The following is a 21,862-nucleotide window of genomic DNA, read 5'->3' as shown; positions in this document are numbered from 1 at the left end:
CTTGCTTGTCTTGAGTGATCTTAGGATTGCATCGCAGAGATTGGAATGAACTTAAGCTTCTTAAGCGAGCCCTGCTGGAACTTCTTGCTCTGTACATATTCGATGAATTCTTTGGTCGCGCCGGTCGGCTGGCCCTTCGTCATGTAGTAGCCGTAGGCCCAGATCTTGTACGAGCCGTTGATCACGTTATCCGTAGTAGCTTCCACACCATTGAACTTTACAGCCTTGATATCATTGCCGGTTACATATACAAGGTCGATGTAGCCGATAGCGTTAGGCGTTGTACCTACAGCTGTTTTCATGTCGCCGCTGGAGCCGGTTTCCTTGTAGTTCTTCTCTTTCTTCACGATATCTCCGCCGCCCAGCGCCTTGGCCTGATAGTTAACGCGCGTACCGGAGCCGAAGGCACGGGTGATCACTACGATATTCGCGTCCGATCCGCCGACCTCTTTCCAGTTCGTGATTTTACCGGCGTAGATGCCTTTAAGCTGCTCTGTAGTCAGGTTGTCGACTCCGACATTCTTATTAACAATGGTTGCAAAAGGAATCACCGCGACCTTGTTCGCCACCTGTCCGTCAAAGGCCTTGAAGCCCGGAACATCAATGCTGGCATCCCAGTCACAGGCTCCGATATCGGCTATCCCCTTCTTCACGGCCTGAGGCCCGGTCACGGAGCCTTTGCCGGAAGCGGCGATCTTCACTTTAGGGTGCAGCTTCTGGAATTCCTTAGCGGCCTGCAGCGTCAGCGGAAGCAGGGCCGTAGAACCGTTAACGGTGATTTTACCTTTGAGGCTGTCCGCTGCTGCGGCTACCCCTGCAAAGGATGCGGTAACCGCGATCACCGCGGTAAGTGCTGTAACTGTGAATTTTTTGAACATCTTCATGTCTGAATTCTCCTCCCGGCGGTGTGCGCCGATAAATGTTGTAATTAATTAGCAGCTTCCGGTGAGACTGACAATTGCAGCGCTTTGCCGTTCTGAATGACCAGTACCTTGCCGTCGCTGATAATAGCCAGCTTGCTGCCGTCTGCCGATACCGCCACTTCCGATACATCTTCAGCTGTCCGGTACAGTTCAACTGGAGCTGCACTGCCTGCAATAGAGTAGATTACCGTGCTGCCGTCCGCTGTAGTCCCGGAGACCACAAGACCCGTGCTAACCCCTATGGACCAGTTCACCTCTGCACCGAGGGCAACATCTGTGCTTTTACCGTCTGCTGCAATCAGCTTCAGTGTGTTAGCCGCATTGCCGTCTGCATCTGCACTCAGGTAGGTCACGCTGCCGTCTGCCAGAATCTCAGGATACAGCTTGTTGTCAGGCGTAGTAGTCAAGGCTGCCGGCTTAGCACCTTTGGTCGTAAGATCCAGCTTATAGAGCTGTTCTCCGGCCTTGCTGAAGTCTACAGTAAGTGAATCTTCTGTGCTGTCGGCATCATTCTTCGCGGTACCGGTGATGTTGACGATGTACACTGCACTTTTGCCGTCTGCCGATATGCGAAGCTCCGATTTGTTCTCCACTTTATCCTCAAGCAGAGCCTTGATCTCTCCGGTCTCTACTGAAATCTGTGCCAGCTTCTCCTGCTTGTCGCCCTGGACGAAATAGAGCGTCTTGCCGTCACTGGACCACACGATATCTGTCTTCACGCTGGTGTCCTTGCCGAGCGGACTGATTAAGCCGGTGGACAGGTTGATCAGCTTCAGCTGGCCGGTCTCATCGCTGAATGCGCCCCATTGCTGGTCGGCGGAGACTGCGAAATCCACCGCGCCATCGCTGGAAGAGAACAGATCATAGTTGCCTGGAGTCTGGGTGAATTTATAGAGCAGGGTGGATTCAGCGTCGTTTCTGTTCGCAATCAGGCCGCCGTCAGCGCTCCAGTGAAGAGTATCGAATGAACCGGCGGGCCGGGCAAAGCTCAGAATCGTATGGGTATCGGCCGCAAGCTCACCGCCAAGCGCCGTAACCAGCTTCGTCAGCTCCACATACGTTTTGCTGTTACGTACAACCGGGGCCACTGTGAATTCCAGGGTTTCGCCATCCACCTGATAGCTTTTCACGCCAGGCTGGAGCTGCACACTATGTAGACCTTTGCTGTCATTCAGCTGGATTCCGCTGCTGCCGTGCACAAGTCCTGCTCCCAGCTCTGCGGCTACCTGGCTCAAGGAATAGAGCTTGTATCCGCCGCTGTTAATGGTGCTGAGTGTAACCGGCGTACCGTTGATGCTCCAGGACATGCTGCCCTCTACGGCTGCTGTTTTCACAGCTGCAGCACTTACTTGGCTGCTTGTGGCCAGAACACTAACAGCTCCCCCTGTTACGAGAAGTGCAGAAGCCAGAGCCGCGCCGATCCATTTACTATTCTTCAATTAGATTCACCCTTTTCCTATAGGTAACTGCTAATGTTATTTTCGTCTACGAGTGTCAATTCTGTTGCGCAGGAATGTTATGGAAATATTAACTGTAAAAATAATTACAAGCCCAAACCAAAGAAGACCCGCCCGGGAACCCTCCCGGACCGGCCTATTGTAAATCCTGTGTTAATTCACAATCCACGTCACGATAATCTCATTCCCGCCGCGCTCTGATTCCGAGGGACTGCCAATAATAGAATACGAATATGAGCCGTTCACTTTGCCGTTAATCAGCAGGTTATGGCTGTCGACAAGCTCTGTACCGAGTTCCAGCTCCTTCTCTCTTACATACTTCTGATATGTAGTTCCAAGAGCGGCCATGCTCTCCTTCGTCTGATAGATCAGCATAGAGGATTTCTTCCCCTCTGACTGTTCACCTTGGGTAAAAGTAATACCTGCCCCTTCGGGAATCGGCAGATCCTCCGGCAAATATTGCCTTGCCTCCGTCTTCTCGTCTGCCAAGGTATGAAACCGTCCGCCACTGCCAGACTTGTCCGCACCGCCGCAGCCGCTAAGTCCAGCCGCAGCCAGCACAGCTGCCAGAGGAAGGAGCAGCTTATGTCCTGCCATAATTCCACCGCCTTTAGTGAATTGGGTTTCAGGATGCCGGTAACCATAGGATGTCCCTTTTATTACCCGGATGAGGGGTGGGAGTAACGGATAATCCTTACAATTTTATTTACTTTTGAGCAGAGAATCATTAGTATAATGAGTGAGCGCTCACTCATTATTATGGTGGATGGAGGAGATTGGTATGGATGAGGGGAAACCTGTCATTGCGGTTACTCATGTGAACCGGGCTTTTGGTAATAAAACGGTGTTGAAGGATATTACGCTTCAGGTGAATCAGGCAGAGACCTTCGGGATTCTGGGGCCATCCGGCTCCGGCAAAACCACGCTGGTCAAGCTGCTTACAGGTATAGACGAGGTAACCTCCGGTGAGGTCACCGTGCTGGGGGTGCGGATGCCGAAGCTTGCCATGCTCCAGCAAATCGGATATATGGCCCAGTCGGATGCCTTGTATACCGAGCTTAGCGCCAAGGAGAATCTGGAGTTCTTCGCCGCGCTCTATGGACTGAAGGGCGGCAACCGCACGCGGCGGATCGGGGATGTGATGGAACTGGTGAACCTGCAGGAGCATCTGCGGAGGCGGGTGGACCAATATTCCGGCGGCATGAAGCGCCGGCTGTCCCTGGCGATTGCCCTGCTGCACGAGCCGCCGCTGCTCCTGCTGGATGAACCGACCGTCGGCATCGATCCGGTGCTGCGCCAGTCCATCTGGAAGGAGCTGAAGGCGCTGAACCGCAAGGGAACAACGATTGTGCTGACCACTCATGTGATGGATGAGGCGGAGAAATGTGACCGGCTGGCGATGATCCGGGACGGCGTGCTGCTGGCGGCTGATACTCCGGCCGGACTGCTTGAGGCTACCGGCACCGCCAGCATTGAAGAAGCCTTCCTCTGCTATGGAGGTGTACGCCGATGAGAATCCGGGCCATTACCCTGAGAATTCTGCAGCAGTTCATTCATGACCGGAGAACCATGGCGCTCATGTTCATCGCTCCCCTGCTGGTGCTTAGCCTGATGAGCCTGGTATTCGGCAGCGATGCCTATGAGCCTAGGATCGGCGTCTCGGAAGGTGCGGCAAGGTTCAGTTCAGCGCTGGAAGCCCAGCAGGCTGAGGTTACTAGCTATGCGGATGAAGCATCCGGGCATGCCGCCCTGAAGGCGGGAGACATCGATGCTCTCCTTACAATGAAGGGAGACGCTCCGGCTGTTGTCCTTGAAGGCAGCAATCCGGCGGCTAACCGTGCTGTGATCATGGCGCTCCAGGAAGCTGCCCAGAGCCTCCGGCCGCCAGCTCCGGGCGGCGGACAGCTCCAGCCGCAGATCAGCTACCTCTACGGCGCGGAGGATATGAAGACGATCGACCGCTTCGGCCCGATTATGATCGGAGTGTTCGTCTTCTTTTTTGTCTTCCTGATTGCCGGTGTCTCCTTCCTGCGGGAACGGACCACGGGCACGCTGGAGCGTCTGCTCTCCACCCCGCTTAAGCGATGGGAGATCGTGATCGGGTATGTCTGCGGCTTCGGCATCTTCACCGTCTTCCAGGCTCTGCTGATCTCCTGGTTCTCGATCCAGGTGCTGGGAATTATGATGACAGGCAGCTTCGGCTACGTGCTGCTGATGACGCTGCTGCTGTCGATGTCGGCGCTGACGCTCGGCACCTTGCTCTCGGCGTTCGCCGCCAATGAGCTGCAGATGATCCAGTTCATCCCCCTGGTCATTGTGCCGCAGATCTTCCTCAGCGGATTATTTCCGCTGGATACCCTGCCGCTCTGGCTCCAGCGCATTGGACTCGCCACCCCCATCTATTACGGCGCTCAGGCGCTGATGGACATCATGCTGCGCGGCAAAGGCTGGACCGACATCGCCCCGGATGTGCTCGTGCTGGCCGGCTTCTCCCTGCTGTTCATGGTGCTGAATGTGCTGGCGCTGCGCAAGCACCGACGCATGTAAAGGGAGAACAGGCTATGGTACACTAGGAGGAACTGCAAGAGTCTGGAGGTTCTATTGATGGAGAATAACCCTGCTGCCGATCAGGGGCAGCTGGAGCAAGACCAGTGGATTCAGGAGCTGCTGGACCTCAGCGAGAAGGAGCAGGTCACGCCCAAGCAGCTGTCCATTCTGCGGGCGGCGATTGATGTTTTTGCAGAGAAGGGATTCTCGGCGGCCGCCACCAGTGAGATTGCCCAGAAGGCCGGCGTGGCCGAAGGCACGATCTTCCGTTATTACCGTACCAAAAAAGATCTGCTGCTCGCCATCGTTGTGCCCACCATGAGCCGGATGATCGCCCCGTTCGTGCTGCGCAACTTCAGCGGTGTGCTGGATGTGCCGTTCGAGAGCTACGAAGCCTTCCTTAAGGCCTTCATGGTGAACCGGCTGGAGTTCGTCCGCAGGAATCTGAAAATCGTCAAAATTCTCATTCAGGAGATCCCCTTCCAGCCTGCGCTGAAGGAGCAGCTGACCGAGAATATCTTCGAGCAGGTTCTGGCGCGTGTCACTGCAATTACCGAGCATTTCAAGGCGAAAGGTGAAGTGATTGATGCGCCCACTCCTGCGATTATCCGCTTTACCATCTCCGCGATTGCCGGATACCTGCTGACCCGGCTGGTGCTGATGCCGGAGCAGGACTGGAATGATGAGGCAGAGATTGAACAGACAATAAGCTTCATTCTGCACGGGATCGGCGGGAATGGATAATCTTTAAGTACGATATCCCCCGTGGGGGTGGCTTAGATAGAAGCAATAAAAGGAAGTGAGTATACGGTGGGTTATCAGGTGCCGGAACGGGTAATCAAGCTGCTGTGCGGCAATGCCGCTTTTGACCAGGGAGCGGCTTATTATCATGCCCATAAGGTGGATCTTGTCTATACGGAGCATAACGAGGAAGACGAATATTCCAAATACCGCGCTGAGGTTCATGGCTTGGAGAGCTATGAGATAGCGCTAATTATCGACAGCGACGGGGATGTGCAAGGGGAATGCACCTGCCCTGCTTATGTTCACGGCGGCCCCTTCTGCAAGCATATTGCAGCGGCGCTGGTGGCGGTCCTCTACCGCAGCCGGGCGGCCGGAGTTGAACAGGCTGAGGATATGCAGGCAGATGCGGGGGAGGCTTATCCCGCAAAGGCTGGCAGTCCGCCGCTGGGGCAAGGCCGCTCCGGCCCCTCGGGGGCAGAGCACAGGGAGCGCAGCGGAGACCGGCAGCTGGTGAGCAGCATGCTCGGAATATTCACCGGCGGGCGGCAGCTGCCAAGCGGTGCAGGCACGTATATCGACCTGCGGACACCGCTCCAGGTCGAGTTCATCTGCCGGCCCTTCAACATCGGCTACAGCAGCACGATGCTTGGAATCGAAGTGAAGCTGGGTCCTAAGCGCCTCTATATCGCGCAGAAGATCAGACCTTTTCTGGAGCAGGTTCACCGGGGTGAGCCTTTTCAATTCACAGCGCACTTCAGCTATGATCCCGCCCTGCACAGCTTCTCCAAGGAAGATAATGAGGTCCTGCTGAAGCTGATTGAGATCATGCAGAATGAGAAGGTCTACAACAGACTCAACGATCCGTATGCCACCCGCTCCAACACTCTGGGGAATGACCGGCTGCTGCCGGTGGCCCCTTTTTTCTGGGAGAGTCTGTACCCCCTGCTAGAAGCAGCACCTGCCGTACGCCTTCAGCATGGACAGCTTCTGCTGGACCGATTGTCCCTCTCGGAGGAGCCGCTGCCGCTCAGCTTCCAATTCGATCAAGCACAGGAGGAAGGCTACCGGCTGGACGTCCGGGGGCTTGAGCAGCTTACGATACTGGAGAGCTACGGGCTGGTCTTGACCGAAGGCAGGCTGCTGAAGCTCCCGGCGCAGGAATGCGGGCGTCTCTCCGAGCTGAAGCGGATGCTCAGCGGCAGCCGGCGGGATAGCCTGGCGATTGCACCTGAGCAGATGGAGCCCTTCATGGAGACGGTCATTCCCGGACTGAAGAAGCTTGGCCGGGTAAGCATTGCCGACGCCATCGCGGACCGGATCGTCCAGACCCGGCTACACGCCAGACTCTACCTGGACCGGGTGCGGGACCGGCTGCTGGCCGTACTGGAATTCCAGTACGGCGGGATCGTCATCAATCCGCTGGAGGAGAAGGCGCATGAGCGGAGCAGCGAGGTCATACTGATGCGGGACGGGGAAGCGGAACGGCGGATTCTGGACCTGATGGCCCACGAGTCCTTCTCGCGGACGGAGAGCGGATATATCATGCGTGACGAGGACGGGGAATTCGACTTCCTGCACCATACCATCCCGCTCTTGGAACCGCTGCTTCAGGTCTATGCGACCACTGCGGTCAAGCAGCGGGTGCTTACGGAGCATGCAGCGCCCAAGGTCAGCCTGAGCTGGAACGAGAAGACGGACTGGCTGGACTTCAAGTTCGCCATGGAGGGCATCACGGAGAAGGACATTACAGAGGTCCTGAAATCTCTCCAGGAAAAACGTAAATATCACCGGCTCAAGGACGGAGCCCTGCTCCCGCTGGATACCGCAGAGTTCCAGGAGATTATCGCGCTGATGAACGAGCTGGGCGTCCGCAGCGTGGATATCCGAAGTACGGAGTTCTCCCTGCCGCTGGTCCGTGCCCTCCATCTCCATGCAGGCACCGTCCAGGGGCAGACCATCCAGACCGGGCGCTCCTTCCGGCGGCTGCTGGCCAACATGGCGAGTCCCGAGAATCTGGACTTCCCGGTGCCGGAGAGTCTGGCTCCCGTGCTGCGGGATTATCAGCAATACGGCTTCCAGTGGATGAGGACGCTGGCCCATTACCGCTTCGGCGGGATTCTGGCGGACGATATGGGCCTTGGCAAAACACTACAGAGCATCACCTTCCTGCTCTCGATGCGGGAAGACATCCGGCAGAGCGGCGTGCCTGCGCTCATTGTGGCGCCGGCCTCCCTGCTCTATAACTGGCTTAACGAGCTGAAGCGCTTTGCCCCGGAGCTTCAGGCGGTCATTGCCGACGGCACCGCCGGTGAACGCAGCCGGGCCCTGCGGAACACGGCCGGGCATGATGTCATCATCACCTCGTACCCGCTGCTGCGCAGAGATGTGGATGAGTATGCCAAGCGGTCGTTCCATACGCTCATTCTGGATGAAGCGCAGATGATTAAGAATCATGAGACCCAGACTTCGCAGGCGGTCAGATTGCTCCAGGCCCGCTACCGGTTTGCGCTGACCGGAACACCGGTGGAGAATGCGCTGGAGGATCTGTGGTCGATCTTCAGCGTCGTTTTCCCCGGCCTGTTCCCCGGGAAGAAGGCTTTCCATGACCTTCCCCGGGAGACGGTCGCCAGGCGCGCCCGCCCCTTCCTGCTGCGCCGCCTGAAGAGCGATGTGCTGAAGGAGCTGCCGGACAAAATCGAGTCCCTCCAGGCCTCCGAGCTGCTGCCGGAGCAGAAAAGGCTCTATGTCGCCTACCTGGCCAGATTGCGCAAAGAAGCGCTTAAGCATCTGGACAGCGACAGCTTCGGGAACGGCCGGCTCAAGGTGCTGGCCGGACTGACCCGGCTGCGCCAGCTGTGCTGTCATCCCGCCCTGTTCGTGGACGGGTACACAGGCGGCTCCGGTAAATTCGAGCAGCTCCTGGAGATTATCGACGAATGCCGCAGCTCCGGCAAGCGGATGCTGATCTTCTCGCAGTTCACGCAAATGCTTGGCATGATCAGTCGTGAACTGGCGCTGCTGGGGATTCCGCATTTCTATCTCGACGGACAGACCCCGGCCTCCCAGCGGGTTGAGCTGTGCAGCCGCTTCAATGAAGGCGAGCGCGACCTGTTCCTGATCTCGCTGAAGGCGGGCGGCACCGGCCTCAACCTGACCGGCGCCGATACGGTCATTCTCTATGACCTGTGGTGGAACCCTGCTGTCGAACAGCAGGCCGCCGACCGCGCCCACCGGATCGGGCAGAAAAAGATCGTCCAGGTCATCCGCCTGGTAGCCCAGGGTACGGTGGAGGATAAAATGTACGAGCTGCAGCAGAAAAAGAAAAACCTGATTGACGAGGTGATCCAGCCGGGGCAGGAGGCGTTGTCGAGCCTCAGCGAGCAGGATATACGTGAAATTCTCTCGATCTGAGGCATCTGCGAGTTGTTACCAGACCCGGCCTGGGAGATTTTCTGCTGTTCTGCTGCATTTTGTACACTAGAATAAGGCCATATCGGCTGAGAAATCCGATCTGTTGCACTTTGTACACTAGATTTTTACGTATCTGCTGTTTCCGAGCAGAAATTCAAAAATCAAATGTATGAAATGCAGTAGAATGGTTTTTTGCGTCCAAAAGTACAGTTTCTATTGCACAGAATACAATTACCAGCAAAATGCGTGCTTTGAAGACGGGACAAGAACCTGAAGCGAAACCCGGTTTGGATGCATCCGGCAAGTCCGGTATACAGTAGGGAAGGCATTGGATGCCTGCCGAGGCTTGCGATCTGGTATAGTCCGCTCTGCTCTATTCACAATATAAACAGGGACCTTCTGAGCGAGCAGCTCTGCAAGGTCCCTGTTTCATTTTACAACCGGGAAGTCCGGATCATTACCCTACCACTCTATAAGTCTGAGCTTAATACCTCTGAGCTTAATTTCTCATGCGTCACCACACGGTGTGCATTCACCAGCTGGCCGGTTGATGTCTTGCCCCACACGGATATTCCGATCTCATCCACGTCGTCTGGTTCATCGGTTAAGAACACAAATTCATAGGCATTCAGATCGGCAAAATAATCCCGAGTTACCACTTGATTCGGAGCAAGCGCAATCACCTCACTGACATACAGCGTTCTTGTGTTGCTCAGCACATACCCCTGAATACTGACGGTTGAGCTGCCTGAGGCACTGTTCTTGACAATTCTTACCGTCACCGTCTGCGTAGGTCTGACTCCCGAAACGGCATTGTTCTCTATCGGTCCTGTTGACAAAATCGCCATCCTGTCTCGTCCTCCCTTGAAGTTCTAGTGTCAAAGTACGATATATTCATATTCGGACTTTTCTATAACGGTGTGGACACAGGCCTGAGCCTATTCACCAATGACCGCAGGCACGCATATCCTTGAATAAGGAAAGACCGCCCATGGGCTGCGCTTTCTTCATACGAACGCCGAACGGAAGAAGGGAGTCCCATGCCCCCTCCTGGAAAAGGAAAGAAGCCCGCCGCCAAAAAAACACCGTCCAGCTCCAAAACCCAGACACCTAAGGGGCTTGAATTTGCCGTAGCTGCCCTTCTGTTGACCGGCAAGCTGAAAGTAGACTCTATCCAGATGTACACGGACGCGTCGATGTTCGTCAGTCTGGTAGGCAAATATAAAACCTTAAGCGAGCTAAGTAGTGACAACGTCGATAAGCTGGTCAGCTTCCTCGATGACAACAGCAGCCTGACGCTGAACGAGATCATGGCCGCTCTAAAAAAGAAAGCCGAAAACACATGAACACATGCGAAAAGTGAAAGTGAGGTACAAGGCTATGGACAGTTTTGACGGAGAAGGGTTTGCCGGCGGAATTCTGCTGGTCATTGTAATTATGCTGCTGATTTATGGTTCAACGGACATCAAGAACCTGACAGGGGCGCCCAATGACGAGTAACTCTTAACGGTTGGACTCCTGCTGCACGGTAATCCGCTCTTGCTTTCTCGCAGAAATTCGCTATACTGATACAAATCCATATTCAATCGATGACCGGGAGAGTAATGGTCTTATATCTAGTCCCCAGCGAGCCGGGAAAGTGGAAGCCGGTACAGATTAGAACCATGAAGCGCACCCGTGAGATGGACTTCTGAACCCTGTAGTAGGAAGCCCCGGCCGAGGACCGTTAACCTGTAAGGTGGCTGAACCGTAAGGCTCAGCAACGAGAGTGGTACCGCGAGCGCACAAGCCTCGTCTCTTAGGAGATGAAGGCTTTTTTTGTCGTTATTTTATTCAGGAGGTTGTTATTCATGCCAATGCTAAGTGAGCTAATCCAAGAGAGCTTGAAGCAGTCTGTTCACAAAATCGCGCTAACCCTGGGCGTGCCCGCCATCGCTGAAGTAAATGTTGCCCTGGAGCAGCCGGCGAGTGCCGACCACGGGGATTATTCAAGCAATATCGCCATGCAGCTGGCCCGCCCCTTGCGCAAAGCTCCACTGGCTATCGCCGCACTGATCGTCAACGAGCTCGAAGCTTCGGGCTCTGTTCACGGACTGGTGCTGAGAACCGAGGTTGCCGGTCCGGGGTTCATTAATATGTATCTGGATTGGCAGGCCTGGGCACGGGCGAAGGGGAATTTCACGCTGCCTCAGCATACAGAAGGGTCGAAGGTGATCGTGGAGCATACCTCCGTCAACCCCAATAAAAGTATGCATATCGGTCACCTGAGAAACTCCTGTATCGGGGACGCGCTGGTGAGAGTACTGCGGGCAACCGGCCATACCGTTGAGGTACACAACTATGTGGATGATCTCGGCAATCAGCTGGCAGATACCGTAGCCGGTCTGCTGAATGTTCCGCTGGCGGGAGAACATGTCCGGTTCGGGGATTACTGCTGGGATATTTATGCCGAGATCAACAAAACGTACGCGCAGCAGCCGGAGATGGTGCAGAAGCGGACCGGGATTCTTCACGCGCTGGAAGAGGGCCATGGCAACACCGCCTGGATTGGCACCCTCGTCGCCGGTCAGATCGTGAAAGAGCATGTGGAGGAGATGCGGGGCTTCGGCATTGACTACGATCTGCTGGTGTGGGAGAGCAGCATTCTGAAGGAGGGCTTCTGGGCCTCGGCATTCGAGCTTTTGTCGCAGACGGAGATCTTCGTGCAGGAGACGGAAGGCAAGCTGGCAGGCTGCTGGATTCTGAAGCAACCCGCTGAAGACGCTACACCAGACACGCTGGAGGAGCATCAGAAGGATAAGGTGCTGGTGCGCTCGAACGGAATTCTGACCTATACTGCCAAGGACATCGCCTATCATCTGTGGAAGTTCGGACTGCTGGAGAAGAATTTCAGCTACAGCGAATTTCAGAGCGGACTGTGGACGACCGGCTTGAGCGGACAGGCTCTGCCTTTTGGACGGGCGGACCAGGTTGTGAACGTCATCGATTACCGGCAGGAATATCCGCAGCAGATGGTCAAGCAGGCGCTTAAGGCACTGGGATTCGGTGCGCAGGCAGACGCGCTGCATCATGTCAGCTATGGGGTGGTCTCGCTGAGTCCCGCTTCTGCGGCCGGGCTGGGCATTGATACCTCCAGCGGCAAAAGCTCCTACGCCATGTCCGGGCGCCAGGGAATCGGCATTAAGGTAACCGAGCTGGTCCGGCTCATGGAAGACATGATTGAATCCACCCGTTCGGACAAAAACGGCCTGTCCAGCCGCCTCATCGCCACCGCTGCCATCCGTTACTACCTGCTGCGCTTCAATCTGGGCACCGAGATTGTGTTCGACTTCAAGCAGGCAATGGAAATCTCCGGCAACACCGGCGTCTACCTGATGTACGCCTACGCCCGGGCGCAGCGCGTGCTTAGTAAGGCCGCTGCGGCGGATGGCGGGAGCAGTGTTAGCGGGAGCGATGTTAGCGAGTCTGGCGTTGGCGAGTCCGGCGTTGGCGGGGTGCCGCTATTCCCGGCGCAGCTCGAAGCAGCTGAGCTTGCCCTGCTGAGACAGCTCAGCTTATGGCAGGACACACTCTATACAGCAAGCCGGGAGCTTACGCCGAATACGATCTGTAACTATGCCTATTCCCTGGCCTCGTTGTTCAGTAACTTCTACTCGGCTTGCCCGATTCTCAAGGGCGGGAAAGTCAGTATTACCTTCCGCCTGTGGCTGACCCGGTGCTTCACCGAGACGCTGGGAGAGGCGCTCGACGTACTCGGTCTGCCTAAGCCGGAGCGGATGTAGACACACAGAGTCTTCATCCGTTTAAGAACATACTTGCTCTATGGGATGAATGAGCAGGAACCTATGCGGGTCCGTGTAGCTTGCGTGGGCTGCTCCCCTTTCTCCATCTGCCCACTTCTGAGACATTCTACTTATTGAGGTGCACTAATGCACCTCATTTTCACATTTCGCCCGCTTCCGGTAAATTCAAGTGCACTTTTACACCACATTTTCTCATTTTGGCCGCTTCTGTTAAATTCAGGTGTACTTATGCACCTCATTTGTTCATCTCGCTCGCTTCTGTTAAATTCAGGTGTACTTATACACTACATTTGCTCATTTTGCTCACATCTGGTGAATTCAAGTGTACTTATGTACCTCATTTGCTCATTTGGGCCGCTTCTGTTAAATTCAGATGTACTTATACACCTCATTCGCTCATTTGGGCCGCATTCAGCAAATTTAGAGTCAATTGGTCTGTTCTAAATTGAGCGTACTAAGATCGCTCCTTTGGAATGGATGGTTTTTGAGCTTTTTTGGATTGTTATGTATTTTGCACCCCGCTTATACAGCGGAGCGGACGGAACGATTGTGTAAAAGCGATAGCGGTCGCCTTTGTGTCCGGATTTTCACCTCTAAGGGGAATACATAAAATCTGGACACAACAGCGATTGGAACAACGGTCCGTTCGCGGAGCGTCCACCCAAGTGCCCACGTTGATCCTACTCAAAATAAAATGAGGGTTCTCATCCCCGGACGCACAAACAGCCTCCCCGAAGGGAGGCTGCTGTTTTGACGTCCCGGAAGGGATACAGCCCCTTCGGGCTGATTGCGAAGTATTCCTAACGAAGCTTATGCTCCAACGTCCCCGGCTGGCGCCCAGGGTTCTCATCCCCCGGACGACAAAACAGCCCTCCCGAAGGAAGGCTGTTTCTTGACGTCCCGGAAGGGATACAGCCCATTCGGGCTGATTGCGAAGCAGGTGCTAACGAAGCGTATGCTCCAACGTCCCCGGCTGGCGCCCAGGGTTCTCATCCCCCGGACGACAAAACAGCCCTCCCGAAGGAAGGCTGCTGTTTTGACGTCCCGGAAGGGATACAGCCCTTTCGGGCTGATTGCGAAGTATTGCTATCGAAGCTTATGCTCCAACGTCCCCTCGCTCACGCGCCGGGTTCTCATCCCCCGGACGACAAAACAGCCCTCCCGAAGGAAGGCTGCTGTTTTGACGTCCCGGAAGGGATACAGCCCCTTCGGGCTGATTGCGAAGTATTCCTAACGAAGCTTATGCTCCAACGTCCCCGGCTGGCGCCCAGGGTTCTCATCCCCGGACGCACAAACAGCCCTCCCGAAGGAAGGCTGCTGTTTTGACGTCCCGGAAGGGATTCGAACCCCCGACCGTGCGCTTAGAAGGCGCATGCTCTATCCAACTGAGCTACCGGGACATGTAGGATAACGTTGTATCACTTGAAGCTTTTGAAGAGATATGTATTAACGCAACGTTATTCATTATACCTGATTCACCAGAATTAGCAAGACCAAACTCTTCCAGTTAAGAAGCTTCCCGCAACCGCCGTCACGGAAAGCCTCCTGCTCTATAGTTAAGCCTGGACATGACCTGCGGAAGATGTGGGCTCAGGGAAGCTGCCTGAAGTGCTCGCCCAGTTGACGCTTCAGATCGCCGAAGATCAGCAGCTCGCGCTGGAACTTGGAGCGTTCATCCTCCGGGGTCATCACCGTACTGCCGGTGAAGCCGCTGACCGTAACGTCCTGGAAGGCATCATGCAGATTATTGTCGAACCAGTCGGTGGCCGTATCCGCATCATTCGTCAGAATCCGGACAATTTCATAGCCCTCCTCGCGCTGATCCTCAACAATATACACCAGCAGTGCGGAATCGCCCACAGCTCCCGGCAATACGCCAACCTCTGCGCATGGTGCACCGTCGTAGTCAGTCATTCTGCGGATTTTGGCGTCTTTAATGTAATACACTTGTCATCATCCCTCCTGGCAAATTTCCCTCTCCCCTAGTGTTCGGATAAGGACATACATTTTATCCCTTCAATCGGCATATATCTGTATTACTTGGCAAAAAAGAAAGGACAGACAACAATCGCACAAAAGAGAGGATGAATCAGACATGTGCGGAATAACCGGATTTGTCCAGTGGCGCGGTGATCTTACCGGGCACTCGCAGCTGCTCGTCAGAATGACCGAAACGTTAGCCAACCGCGGACCGGATGCAGCCGGAACCTGGATTTCAGGGCCTATTGCCTTCGGACACCGCCGACTCAGCGTCATCGATCCCGAGAACGGTGCACAGCCGATGATTGCCCGCCATGAGGATAAGTTATACGCTATAGTATATAACGGCGAGCTATATAATGCCCCTGAGCTGAAAAAAGAGCTGAAGCAGCGCGGGCATCATTTTCTCACGGAATGCGATACCGAGGTTCTGCTGCATGCCTACATCGAATGGGGGCCGGATTGCACAGAGAAGCTCAATGGCATCTTCGCCTTCGCCGTCTGGGACAGCTTGCGCGATCAGGTGTTCCTGGCCCGCGACCGTCTGGGCGTGAAGCCGCTGTTCTACAGCCAAGTGGAGGACGTCTTCGTCTTCGGGTCCGAGCCCAAGGCGCTGCTGCAGCATCCCCTGGTCCAGCCGAAGGTCGGGCCGGAGGGTCTGGCCGAGATATTCATCATCGGTCCGGCACGGACTCCGGGACAAGGGGTATACAAAGATATATTCGAGCTTCGCCCGGGTCATGCCATGATTTACAGCCGCAGCGGAATCCGCAGCTATGCTTACTGGAAGCTGGAGAGCGTCCAGCATGCCGATAACGTGGATGAGACGGCAGCACGGGTGCGTGAATTGCTTCAGGATACGCTGGAGCGCCAGCTGGTCTCCGATGTTCCGGTCTGCTCGCTGCTCTCCGGCGGACTCGATTCCAGCGCCCTGACTGCGCTTGCCGTGGATTATTACAAGCGGACCGGCCAGGGCCGGGTCGACACCTTCTCGGTCGATTATGTAGACAACGACAAGCATTTCAAAAGCCACACCTTCCAGCCGGGAGCAGACGGCCCCTGGATTCAGCGGATGGTCGATGAGCTGGACACGAACCATCACTTTATCGCTTTTGACACACCGGAGCTGGTAGCCGCTCTCGATAATGCCCTGTACTCCCGCGATTTGCCGGGGATGACCGATGTGGATTCCTCACTCTATTTGTTCTGCCAGGAGATCAAAAAGAAGGCTACCGTAGCCATCTCAGGCGAAGCAGCAGACGAAATCTTCGGCGGCTATCCCTGGTTCCACCGTGAGGAGATGTTATCTTCCGGCACCTTCCCCTGGTCAGTGGCCCCCAATATGCGTGCCGGATTATTATCGCCGGAAATCCGGGAGTGGATACGTCCGCTGGAATATTTAGGAGACCGGTACAGCGATGCGGTGGCTGAGGTACCGAAGCTTGACGGCGAGACCGGCAAACAGGCACAGATGCGGGTGATGTCCTATCTCAACATAACCCGCTTCATGCCGACCCTGCTGGACCGTAAGGACCGGATGAGCATGGGCGTGGGGCTGGAGGTACGCGTTCCGTATTGTGACCACCGGCTGGTGCAATATGTTTTTAACATTCCATGGGAGATTAAGATGGTAGGCAACCGGGAGAAAGGCATCCTGCGCAAGGCGCTGGAGGGCGTACTGCCGGACGATGTGCTCTACCGCAAAAAAAGCCCGTACCCCAAAACGCATAACCCTGCCTATCTGAACAAGGTGCGCTCACAGGTACTAAGCATTCTGGACGATCCTTCCTCCCCCATTCTCCCGCTCCTTGATCCGGCCAAAATCCGTGAAATCGCCGCATCGCCAGAGTCCTCCACCAATCTGCCATGGTTCGGCCAGCTGATGTCCGGCCCGCAATTATTCGCTTATCTGGCCCAGGTCAACCTGTGGCTGAAGACATACAATGTGTCGATCGGCTGATGCCGCGTCAAGCCAAAAACAGCGGCTCTCATTAAAGAGAGCCGCTATTTCTATTTTATCGGTAAAAGCCGGTCCGCCTCATTTCTCAGCGCAAATCATGAACATCGGTGTGGACCGGTACAAGACCTGCTGTCTCTCATCCAACACCTTACCGTTCAGCTTCTCTTCCGTATAGACAGCAGAGAAGCCCAACTCTTCTAGTACCCGTACATCCCACTCCGGCCGCCACTCTCTGGTCAGCGGTAAGGCCAGGCTCAGACGGTCAGTCTCTTCGATGTTCTTATGATGCGGAAGCTCACCATAGCCCCTGTCGATATAGGCCTGCTGATCCTCTGCGTGCTTCCGCGCCATCTCTTCATCCCATAGATGACGATTCCAGTTGGCATCGAAGACCAGCAGCCGTCCCCCGGGCTTGAGTACTCTTCCCCACTCCTTGTAAGCTGACTGCGGATCGGTAAGACTCCAAGTCACATTGCGGCACACGATTAGATCAAAGCTCCCGGCAGCAAAATCCAGCTTATGCGAGTCCATCTTGCGGAACGTAACGTTGACGCCTTCCCGGCTGGAGTGCAGACGCGCCTCTTCCAGCATATTGTCTGTACAATCAATGGCCGTAACCAAATGCCCGGCACTTGAGAGAATGACCGAGAAGAAGCCGGGACCACAGCCAATATCCAGAACATGCAGGCTCTCCTTCTGCGGAGCATGATCCAGGATAAGCTTCAGCCAGGCCTCCCGCTGGAAACCGTTCAGTTCCTTTTGAATGCCTTCACTGTACAGCTCTGCTTCGCCTTCCCAATACTGTTCTACCTCTTGTTGTATACTCATTATCATTCGCTCCTTCTTGGCAAGTACTGTATCTTATCATTTACTGTCTACATCCAGCTGGTTCCAAAAGACAGGTGTGAACGTGGTGTACCCCGGCTTAAATCCGGTCACTCTATGATTTACAGCCAATATGTCATCAGGGAAATACACAGCTGCAAACATTGCTTCCTTATACATGCTTAAAAATATGGAATCATAAGCACTCTGACGTTCCTGAAGATCCATGGCTCCGACTGCGGTATCAATCTGTGCTTCCAGTTCCGCATCAGACCATACTACAGCAGGGGCTTCAGCCGACCGGTGGAACAGGGACAGCAGGAATGAATGAGGGTTATAGGCATCATCATAGGTCCGGTACAGGATGAGATCGTAGGCTTTGCTTGTCCATAAGGCATCATAATAGGCATTTGGCTCCAGCACCTGAAGATTAACCGCAATCCCAATCTCCTTAAGCTCCGATTGAATCAGCTCACTGATGGTCTTCCATTCCGGATATTCAGCCTGCTGAAGTACGAAATTGAATTCAAGCGGGTTTCCGTCCTTCTCGGCAATCCCATCTCCGTCCGCATCCTTATAGCCGGCAGCTGCCAGCAGTTGCTTCGCTTCCCCGGGATCGATGCCGTACCATGTGTTATTGGACTCTGTGACATAGGGAACGGTCAACGGGAATAGGCCCTTTGCCTCCTGTCCAATACCGTTCATGAGATCGTTCACAATGCTTTTTTTGTTCATTGCCAAATTAATTGCTTTGCGGACATTCAGGTCTTGCAGAGCAGATGTATTATAGTTAAAAATCATGAAATGCGAGCTTGTTCCTGGTGATTTTTGCAGAGTCAGTGAGGAATCCGCTTCGATCACGGGTACACTTTCGACTGGAAGCTTCCCCATTTGTCCCCCGGCAATATCTACATCCCCGCTTTGCAGCGCCAGTACTCTGGACTGTGGATCAGGAATGACCTTCATAATAATTTTGGACAGCTTCGGCATGTCTCCCCAATAATTAGGATTGCTGACCAGTACGGCTTCCTGATCCGTCTTATAGCTCTCTGCCATCCAGGGACCGGTTCCAATCGCCCGGACGAATGTACCGTTAATATCACCTGCCGGCTCCACTGCGGTGGGGCTGATAATCCGTACAGGTCTTGCAAAGGATAGCTCGGTCAAAAAAGGATAATAGGCTTTGTTGAATGTCATAGTAATAGTATGCTTGTCTACGACCTCAAGAGATTCCATGGCGGTAGCTACATTCAGCGAATTGGCCGGATCTTTAACCCAGCGTTCGAAGGAGAACTTGACTGCATCCGCATTAAATTCCGTACCGTCCGAGAATTTGACACCCTGACGAAGATGGAAGGTATAGACCTTCCCATCCTCAGAGATGTCCCATGACTCCGCAAGCGAAGGCAGGATTTCGCCCTTCTCGCCGTACTCCACTAATCCGTCATATATCATCGCATGTACATTCATCGAACCCTCATAGGCCCCGGCATCCAGCCGGTCAAGACCGGTATCAGCCGCTATGGCAACAGTAATCACCTTGTCCCCGGATTCAGAGGTTTGTACCGTTCCATTGCCTGCAGCAGAATTGGAATGAGTTGATGAATTGCTTCTGTTATCCGAACTACTGCAACCTGAAATTCCTATAATTAGCATAAGAAGCAGGAAGAATAGCGACGTTGTTAATACACTTTTTGACTTTGAGCTGGCTCTCATTCTCTGTACTCCTTTTCTCTATCTTTTCTCCTTAAGCGGGGGTCTTGCACCGGTACCGAGGAAAGCAATCTTCTTGTATACGGGTGGTCTGCCTGCTGCATGATATGCGCACCTGATTGCTTCTCCACAATTCCCCCTTGATACATAACCGCCACACTGTCGCAAAAACGGTTTACTACCGACAAGTCATGTGTAATGAACACGTAGGATAATCCCAGCTCACGCTTCAACTCCTGCAACAGATCCATCATCTGCTTGCGCAGGGTGACATCGAGACTGGAGAACGGTTCATCACAGATGATCAGCTCCGGGCGCAGTGCAATCGCTCTGGCAATTCCGACCCTTTGCTGCTGGCCGCCGCTGAGTTCATGCGGATAGCTATGAATGTGCTTCTGCTCAAGTCCAACAAGCTCAAGCGTGTCAGCTACCAGAATTCTCCGCGCGCCGGCCTTCCTCTCCCCGTAGTTCCGCAGAGGCTCTCCGATGATTTGCTCTACTGTGAACAGTGGATTAAAGGAAGCCAGACTGTTCTGGAACACCATCTGCATCCTGCTGCGGATCTTACGCATCTCGCTGAAGCTCCAGTCTGTATAATCCGCACTTCGGTACAGCACTCTTCCGGAGGATGGTTTCTCCAGTCCCAGCAAGAGTCTGGCTAAGGTACTCTTCCCGCAGCCGCTTTCACCCACCAGTCCCAGGGTTTCTCCGCTCTCCAGACTGAAGGACAGATTCTTCACAGCATGCACACTCCTGATATCAGATGTGAACCACCTCCTTTTCATTCCATACTTCTTATTCAGGCTTACTGCCTCCAGCAGCTTCATGGATCACCACCTCCCCCGTAGAACATATAATTCTGTAGTTGTTATCTGCAATCCATTAAGTATCTAGTGTAGGAATGCATCGGACGTGCAAAGATGTCAAAGACATTGCCCGATTCCACAATTCTTCCAGATTTCATCACATATACATAATCCGCAAGCTCGGCGACAACACCGAGATCATGCGTAATGAGCAGGATGCCCATATTATTCGCCCATCTGATCCGGTCCAGCTCCGTAAGAATCTGTGCCTGGATGGTTACATCCAGAGCCGTTGTAGGTTCATCTGCAATAAGTAAGCTTGCCCCGGAAGCCAGCGCGATAGCGATCATGACCCGTTGGCACATCCCGCCGCTAATTTGAAAAGGATATTTATTGAATAGCTGCGCCGGATCGTTAAGGCCCGCTTGCTGCATTTGCAGCATAGCCAGCTGCTTGGCTTCTTGTCCAGTGACTTGCCGGTGCATGGTAATCGTCTCCATGATCTGCCTTCCAACCGGAAGCACCGGATTCAGCGCGTTCATGGGATCTTGAAAAATAACCGCCATTTCTGTTCCCCGGAGCTTCCTTAGCTGGCGGGTAGAGCACTCCCGGAGGTTGTGGCCGCGAAGCCATATCTCTCCGCTGTCAATGCAGCCTGGAGGATCTACCAATCCGAGAATAGACATCGCCGTAACACTTTTCCCGCTGCCGCTCTCGCCAACCAGAGCAACAATCTGCCCGGACCTCACCTCGAGACTGACATCCTCTACAGCCCTGACTTGCTGACTTCCGGTATGGAAGCTGGTCGATAAGTGACTAACCTTCAGCAGGGTGGATTCACTGTTCATTTACCGGACGCTCACCTCCCGGGTATCGTAATCACGCGCTGAGCGGCGCAAGCCTTCCCCCAACAGATTGAAGCCCAGCACCGCCAGCAGGATGGCCATTCCCGGGAAGAGCATGAGCCGCGGCTCAGTCTGAATATAGGCCCGGCTGTCGTTCAGCATCATCCCCCATTCCGGTGTAGGCGGCTGGGCTCCCAGACCAAGGAAGGACAAGCCCGCAATCGAGAGCATAATTGTACCGGTCTCCATAGAAGCCAGAACCAGAATGGGACGCGCCGCAACCGGCAGGATATGCGTGAGCACAATTTGCAAATGGGAAGTACCCGACGCTGTGGCGGCTGCGATATAGCCGCCTTCCTTGATCTGAAGCACCAGGCTGCGGATCACTCTGGCATATCCCGTCCACCAGACGGCTGCAAAGGCGATTAACAGATTCTTCATACTGGCGCCCAACATGGCTGTAATTGCGAGCGATAGAATTAAGCTGGGAAAAGCAAGTAAGATGTCGATGATCCGCATAATCAATTGATCAATTTTGCCGCCAGCGTAACCAGCCAGTAAACCAACGGGGATGCTGATGGCAAAAACTACAGTCAAAACGGCAAATGAATAGTAAAGCGTGGTTCTTGTCCCATAGATTAAACGGGATAGCATACAGCGCCCCAGATGATCCGTACCCAGCGGGTATTCCCAGGAAGGCATGCTCAGCTTATGCTCCATGTGAATCTGCAGCGGGTCAGAGGGGGAGAGCCAGGGGGCAAAGAGTCCCGCTCCAATGAACAAAAGGATAATCCCTGCCCCCAGCTTCGCTCCGTTATTCTTAAATAAGCTACTTCGAAACATAATAC

Annotated in this window: 17 protein-coding genes, 1 tRNA gene and 1 other annotated feature; of the genes, 7 read left to right on the top strand and 11 right to left on the bottom strand. The window is 54.4% G+C overall.

The features are described from left to right. Nucleotides 1-20 precede the first annotated feature (20 nt). The 3 genes from NSS64_RS03110 to NSS64_RS03100 all read right to left on the bottom strand — a co-directional run bounded on the left by NSS64_RS03110 (nucleotide 21) and on the right by NSS64_RS03100 (nucleotide 2,977). The gene (locus tag NSS64_RS03110) at nucleotides 21-884 is read right to left on the bottom strand and encodes a phosphate ABC transporter substrate-binding protein (RefSeq protein ID WP_340938545.1); all 864 of its coding nucleotides are present in this window, start codon (nucleotides 882-884) and stop codon (nucleotides 21-23) included. A 44-nt stretch (nucleotides 885-928) separates the two neighbouring features. After that, a complete protein-coding gene (locus tag NSS64_RS03105; RefSeq protein WP_341139178.1) occupies nucleotides 929-2,362 on the bottom strand; it encodes a stalk domain-containing protein in 1,434 nt (477 codons plus the stop codon). A 171-nt stretch (nucleotides 2,363-2,533) separates the two neighbouring features. Next, nucleotides 2,534-2,977 (bottom strand): hypothetical protein, encoded by a 444-nt coding sequence (locus NSS64_RS03100; protein ID WP_341139177.1) that lies wholly within the window; start codon nucleotides 2,975-2,977, stop codon nucleotides 2,534-2,536. A gap of 184 nt (nucleotides 2,978-3,161) precedes the next feature. Between NSS64_RS03100 and NSS64_RS03095 the strand changes: the two genes are divergently transcribed. The 4 genes from NSS64_RS03095 (at nucleotide 3,162) to NSS64_RS03080 (ending at nucleotide 9,082) form a co-directional block, all read left to right on the top strand. Continuing rightward, nucleotides 3,162-3,893, top strand: coding sequence for an ABC transporter ATP-binding protein (locus NSS64_RS03095; RefSeq protein ID WP_341139176.1), 732 nt, complete (start codon nucleotides 3,162-3,164; stop codon nucleotides 3,891-3,893). After that, the gene (locus NSS64_RS03090; protein WP_341139175.1) at nucleotides 3,890-4,927 is read left to right on the top strand and encodes an ABC transporter permease; all 1,038 of its coding nucleotides are present in this window, start codon (nucleotides 3,890-3,892) and stop codon (nucleotides 4,925-4,927) included. Before NSS64_RS03095 ends, NSS64_RS03090 begins: the two co-directional genes overlap by 4 nt. Before the next feature lie 57 nt (nucleotides 4,928-4,984). Next, complete coding sequence (locus NSS64_RS03085; protein WP_341139174.1) at nucleotides 4,985-5,671, top strand: TetR/AcrR family transcriptional regulator; 687 nt, start codon at nucleotides 4,985-4,987, stop codon at nucleotides 5,669-5,671. Between the two features lie 66 nt (nucleotides 5,672-5,737). Next, complete coding sequence (locus NSS64_RS03080; protein ID WP_341139173.1) at nucleotides 5,738-9,082, top strand: DEAD/DEAH box helicase; 3,345 nt, start codon at nucleotides 5,738-5,740, stop codon at nucleotides 9,080-9,082. A 470-nt stretch (nucleotides 9,083-9,552) separates the two neighbouring features. Here NSS64_RS03080 and NSS64_RS03075 read toward each other — a convergent pair whose 3' ends face one another. Continuing rightward, nucleotides 9,553-9,930 (bottom strand): hypothetical protein, encoded by a 378-nt coding sequence (locus NSS64_RS03075; protein WP_340994205.1) that lies wholly within the window; start codon nucleotides 9,928-9,930, stop codon nucleotides 9,553-9,555. 192 nt (nucleotides 9,931-10,122) lie between these two features. Here NSS64_RS03075 and NSS64_RS03070 point away from each other — a divergent pair, with 192 nt between their 5' ends. Both NSS64_RS03070 and NSS64_RS03065 read left to right on the top strand, forming a co-directional pair. After that, nucleotides 10,123-10,428: a hypothetical protein gene (locus tag NSS64_RS03070; RefSeq protein ID WP_076086516.1), complete on the top strand. Its 306-nt coding sequence runs from the start codon at nucleotides 10,123-10,125 to the stop codon at nucleotides 10,426-10,428. 234 nt (nucleotides 10,429-10,662) lie between these two features. Continuing rightward, nucleotides 10,663-10,884 (top strand) — a binding site (T-box leader). Between the two features lie 54 nt (nucleotides 10,885-10,938). Further along, a complete protein-coding gene (locus NSS64_RS03065) occupies nucleotides 10,939-12,864 on the top strand; it encodes an arginine--tRNA ligase (RefSeq protein WP_341142750.1) in 1,926 nt (641 codons plus the stop codon). Between the two features lie 1,347 nt (nucleotides 12,865-14,211). Here the strand turns inward: NSS64_RS03065 and NSS64_RS03060 are convergent. Both NSS64_RS03060 and NSS64_RS03055 read right to left on the bottom strand, forming a co-directional pair. After that, nucleotides 14,212-14,285 (bottom strand) — tRNA-Arg (locus NSS64_RS03060). 190 nt (nucleotides 14,286-14,475) lie between these two features. Continuing rightward, nucleotides 14,476-14,832 (bottom strand): hypothetical protein, encoded by a 357-nt coding sequence (locus NSS64_RS03055; RefSeq protein WP_340938526.1) that lies wholly within the window; start codon nucleotides 14,830-14,832, stop codon nucleotides 14,476-14,478. A 148-nt stretch (nucleotides 14,833-14,980) separates the two neighbouring features. Here NSS64_RS03055 and asnB point away from each other — a divergent pair, with 148 nt between their 5' ends. After that, on the top strand, nucleotides 14,981-16,825 hold the full coding sequence (asnB, locus tag NSS64_RS03050; protein ID WP_341139172.1) for an asparagine synthase (glutamine-hydrolyzing): 1,845 nt from the start codon (nucleotides 14,981-14,983) through the stop codon (nucleotides 16,823-16,825). A 78-nt stretch (nucleotides 16,826-16,903) separates the two neighbouring features. Here the strand turns inward: asnB and NSS64_RS03045 are convergent, their stop codons facing one another. From NSS64_RS03045 to nikC, 5 genes are all read right to left on the bottom strand, one after another. Continuing rightward, nucleotides 16,904-17,653, bottom strand: coding sequence for a class I SAM-dependent methyltransferase (locus NSS64_RS03045; protein ID WP_341139171.1), 750 nt, complete (start codon nucleotides 17,651-17,653; stop codon nucleotides 16,904-16,906). A gap of 36 nt (nucleotides 17,654-17,689) precedes the next feature. Further along, nucleotides 17,690-19,189, bottom strand: coding sequence for a nickel ABC transporter substrate-binding protein (locus NSS64_RS03040; RefSeq protein WP_341139170.1), 1,500 nt, complete (start codon nucleotides 19,187-19,189; stop codon nucleotides 17,690-17,692). Between the two features lie 173 nt (nucleotides 19,190-19,362). Further along, nucleotides 19,363-20,190, bottom strand: a complete 828-nt coding sequence (locus tag NSS64_RS03035) for an ATP-binding cassette domain-containing protein (protein WP_341139169.1) — start codon at nucleotides 20,188-20,190, stop codon at nucleotides 19,363-19,365. Nucleotides 20,191-20,231: 41 nt separating this feature from the next. After that, nucleotides 20,232-21,017, bottom strand: coding sequence for an ABC transporter ATP-binding protein (locus tag NSS64_RS03030; RefSeq protein ID WP_340938517.1), 786 nt, complete (start codon nucleotides 21,015-21,017; stop codon nucleotides 20,232-20,234). After that, entirely contained in the window at nucleotides 21,018-21,857 is an 840-nt protein-coding gene (nikC, locus tag NSS64_RS03025; RefSeq protein ID WP_341139168.1) for a nickel transporter permease, read from the bottom strand. It abuts the gene before it with no gap. Nucleotides 21,858-21,862: the final 5 nt, after the last annotated feature.

It is taken from the genome of Paenibacillus sp. FSL H8-0122, assembly GCF_038005345.1.
In the GTDB taxonomy this organism is placed as follows: Bacteria; Bacillota; Bacilli; order Paenibacillales; family Paenibacillaceae; genus Paenibacillus_AQ.
This window is presented reverse-complemented; position numbering and strand designations above follow the sequence as displayed.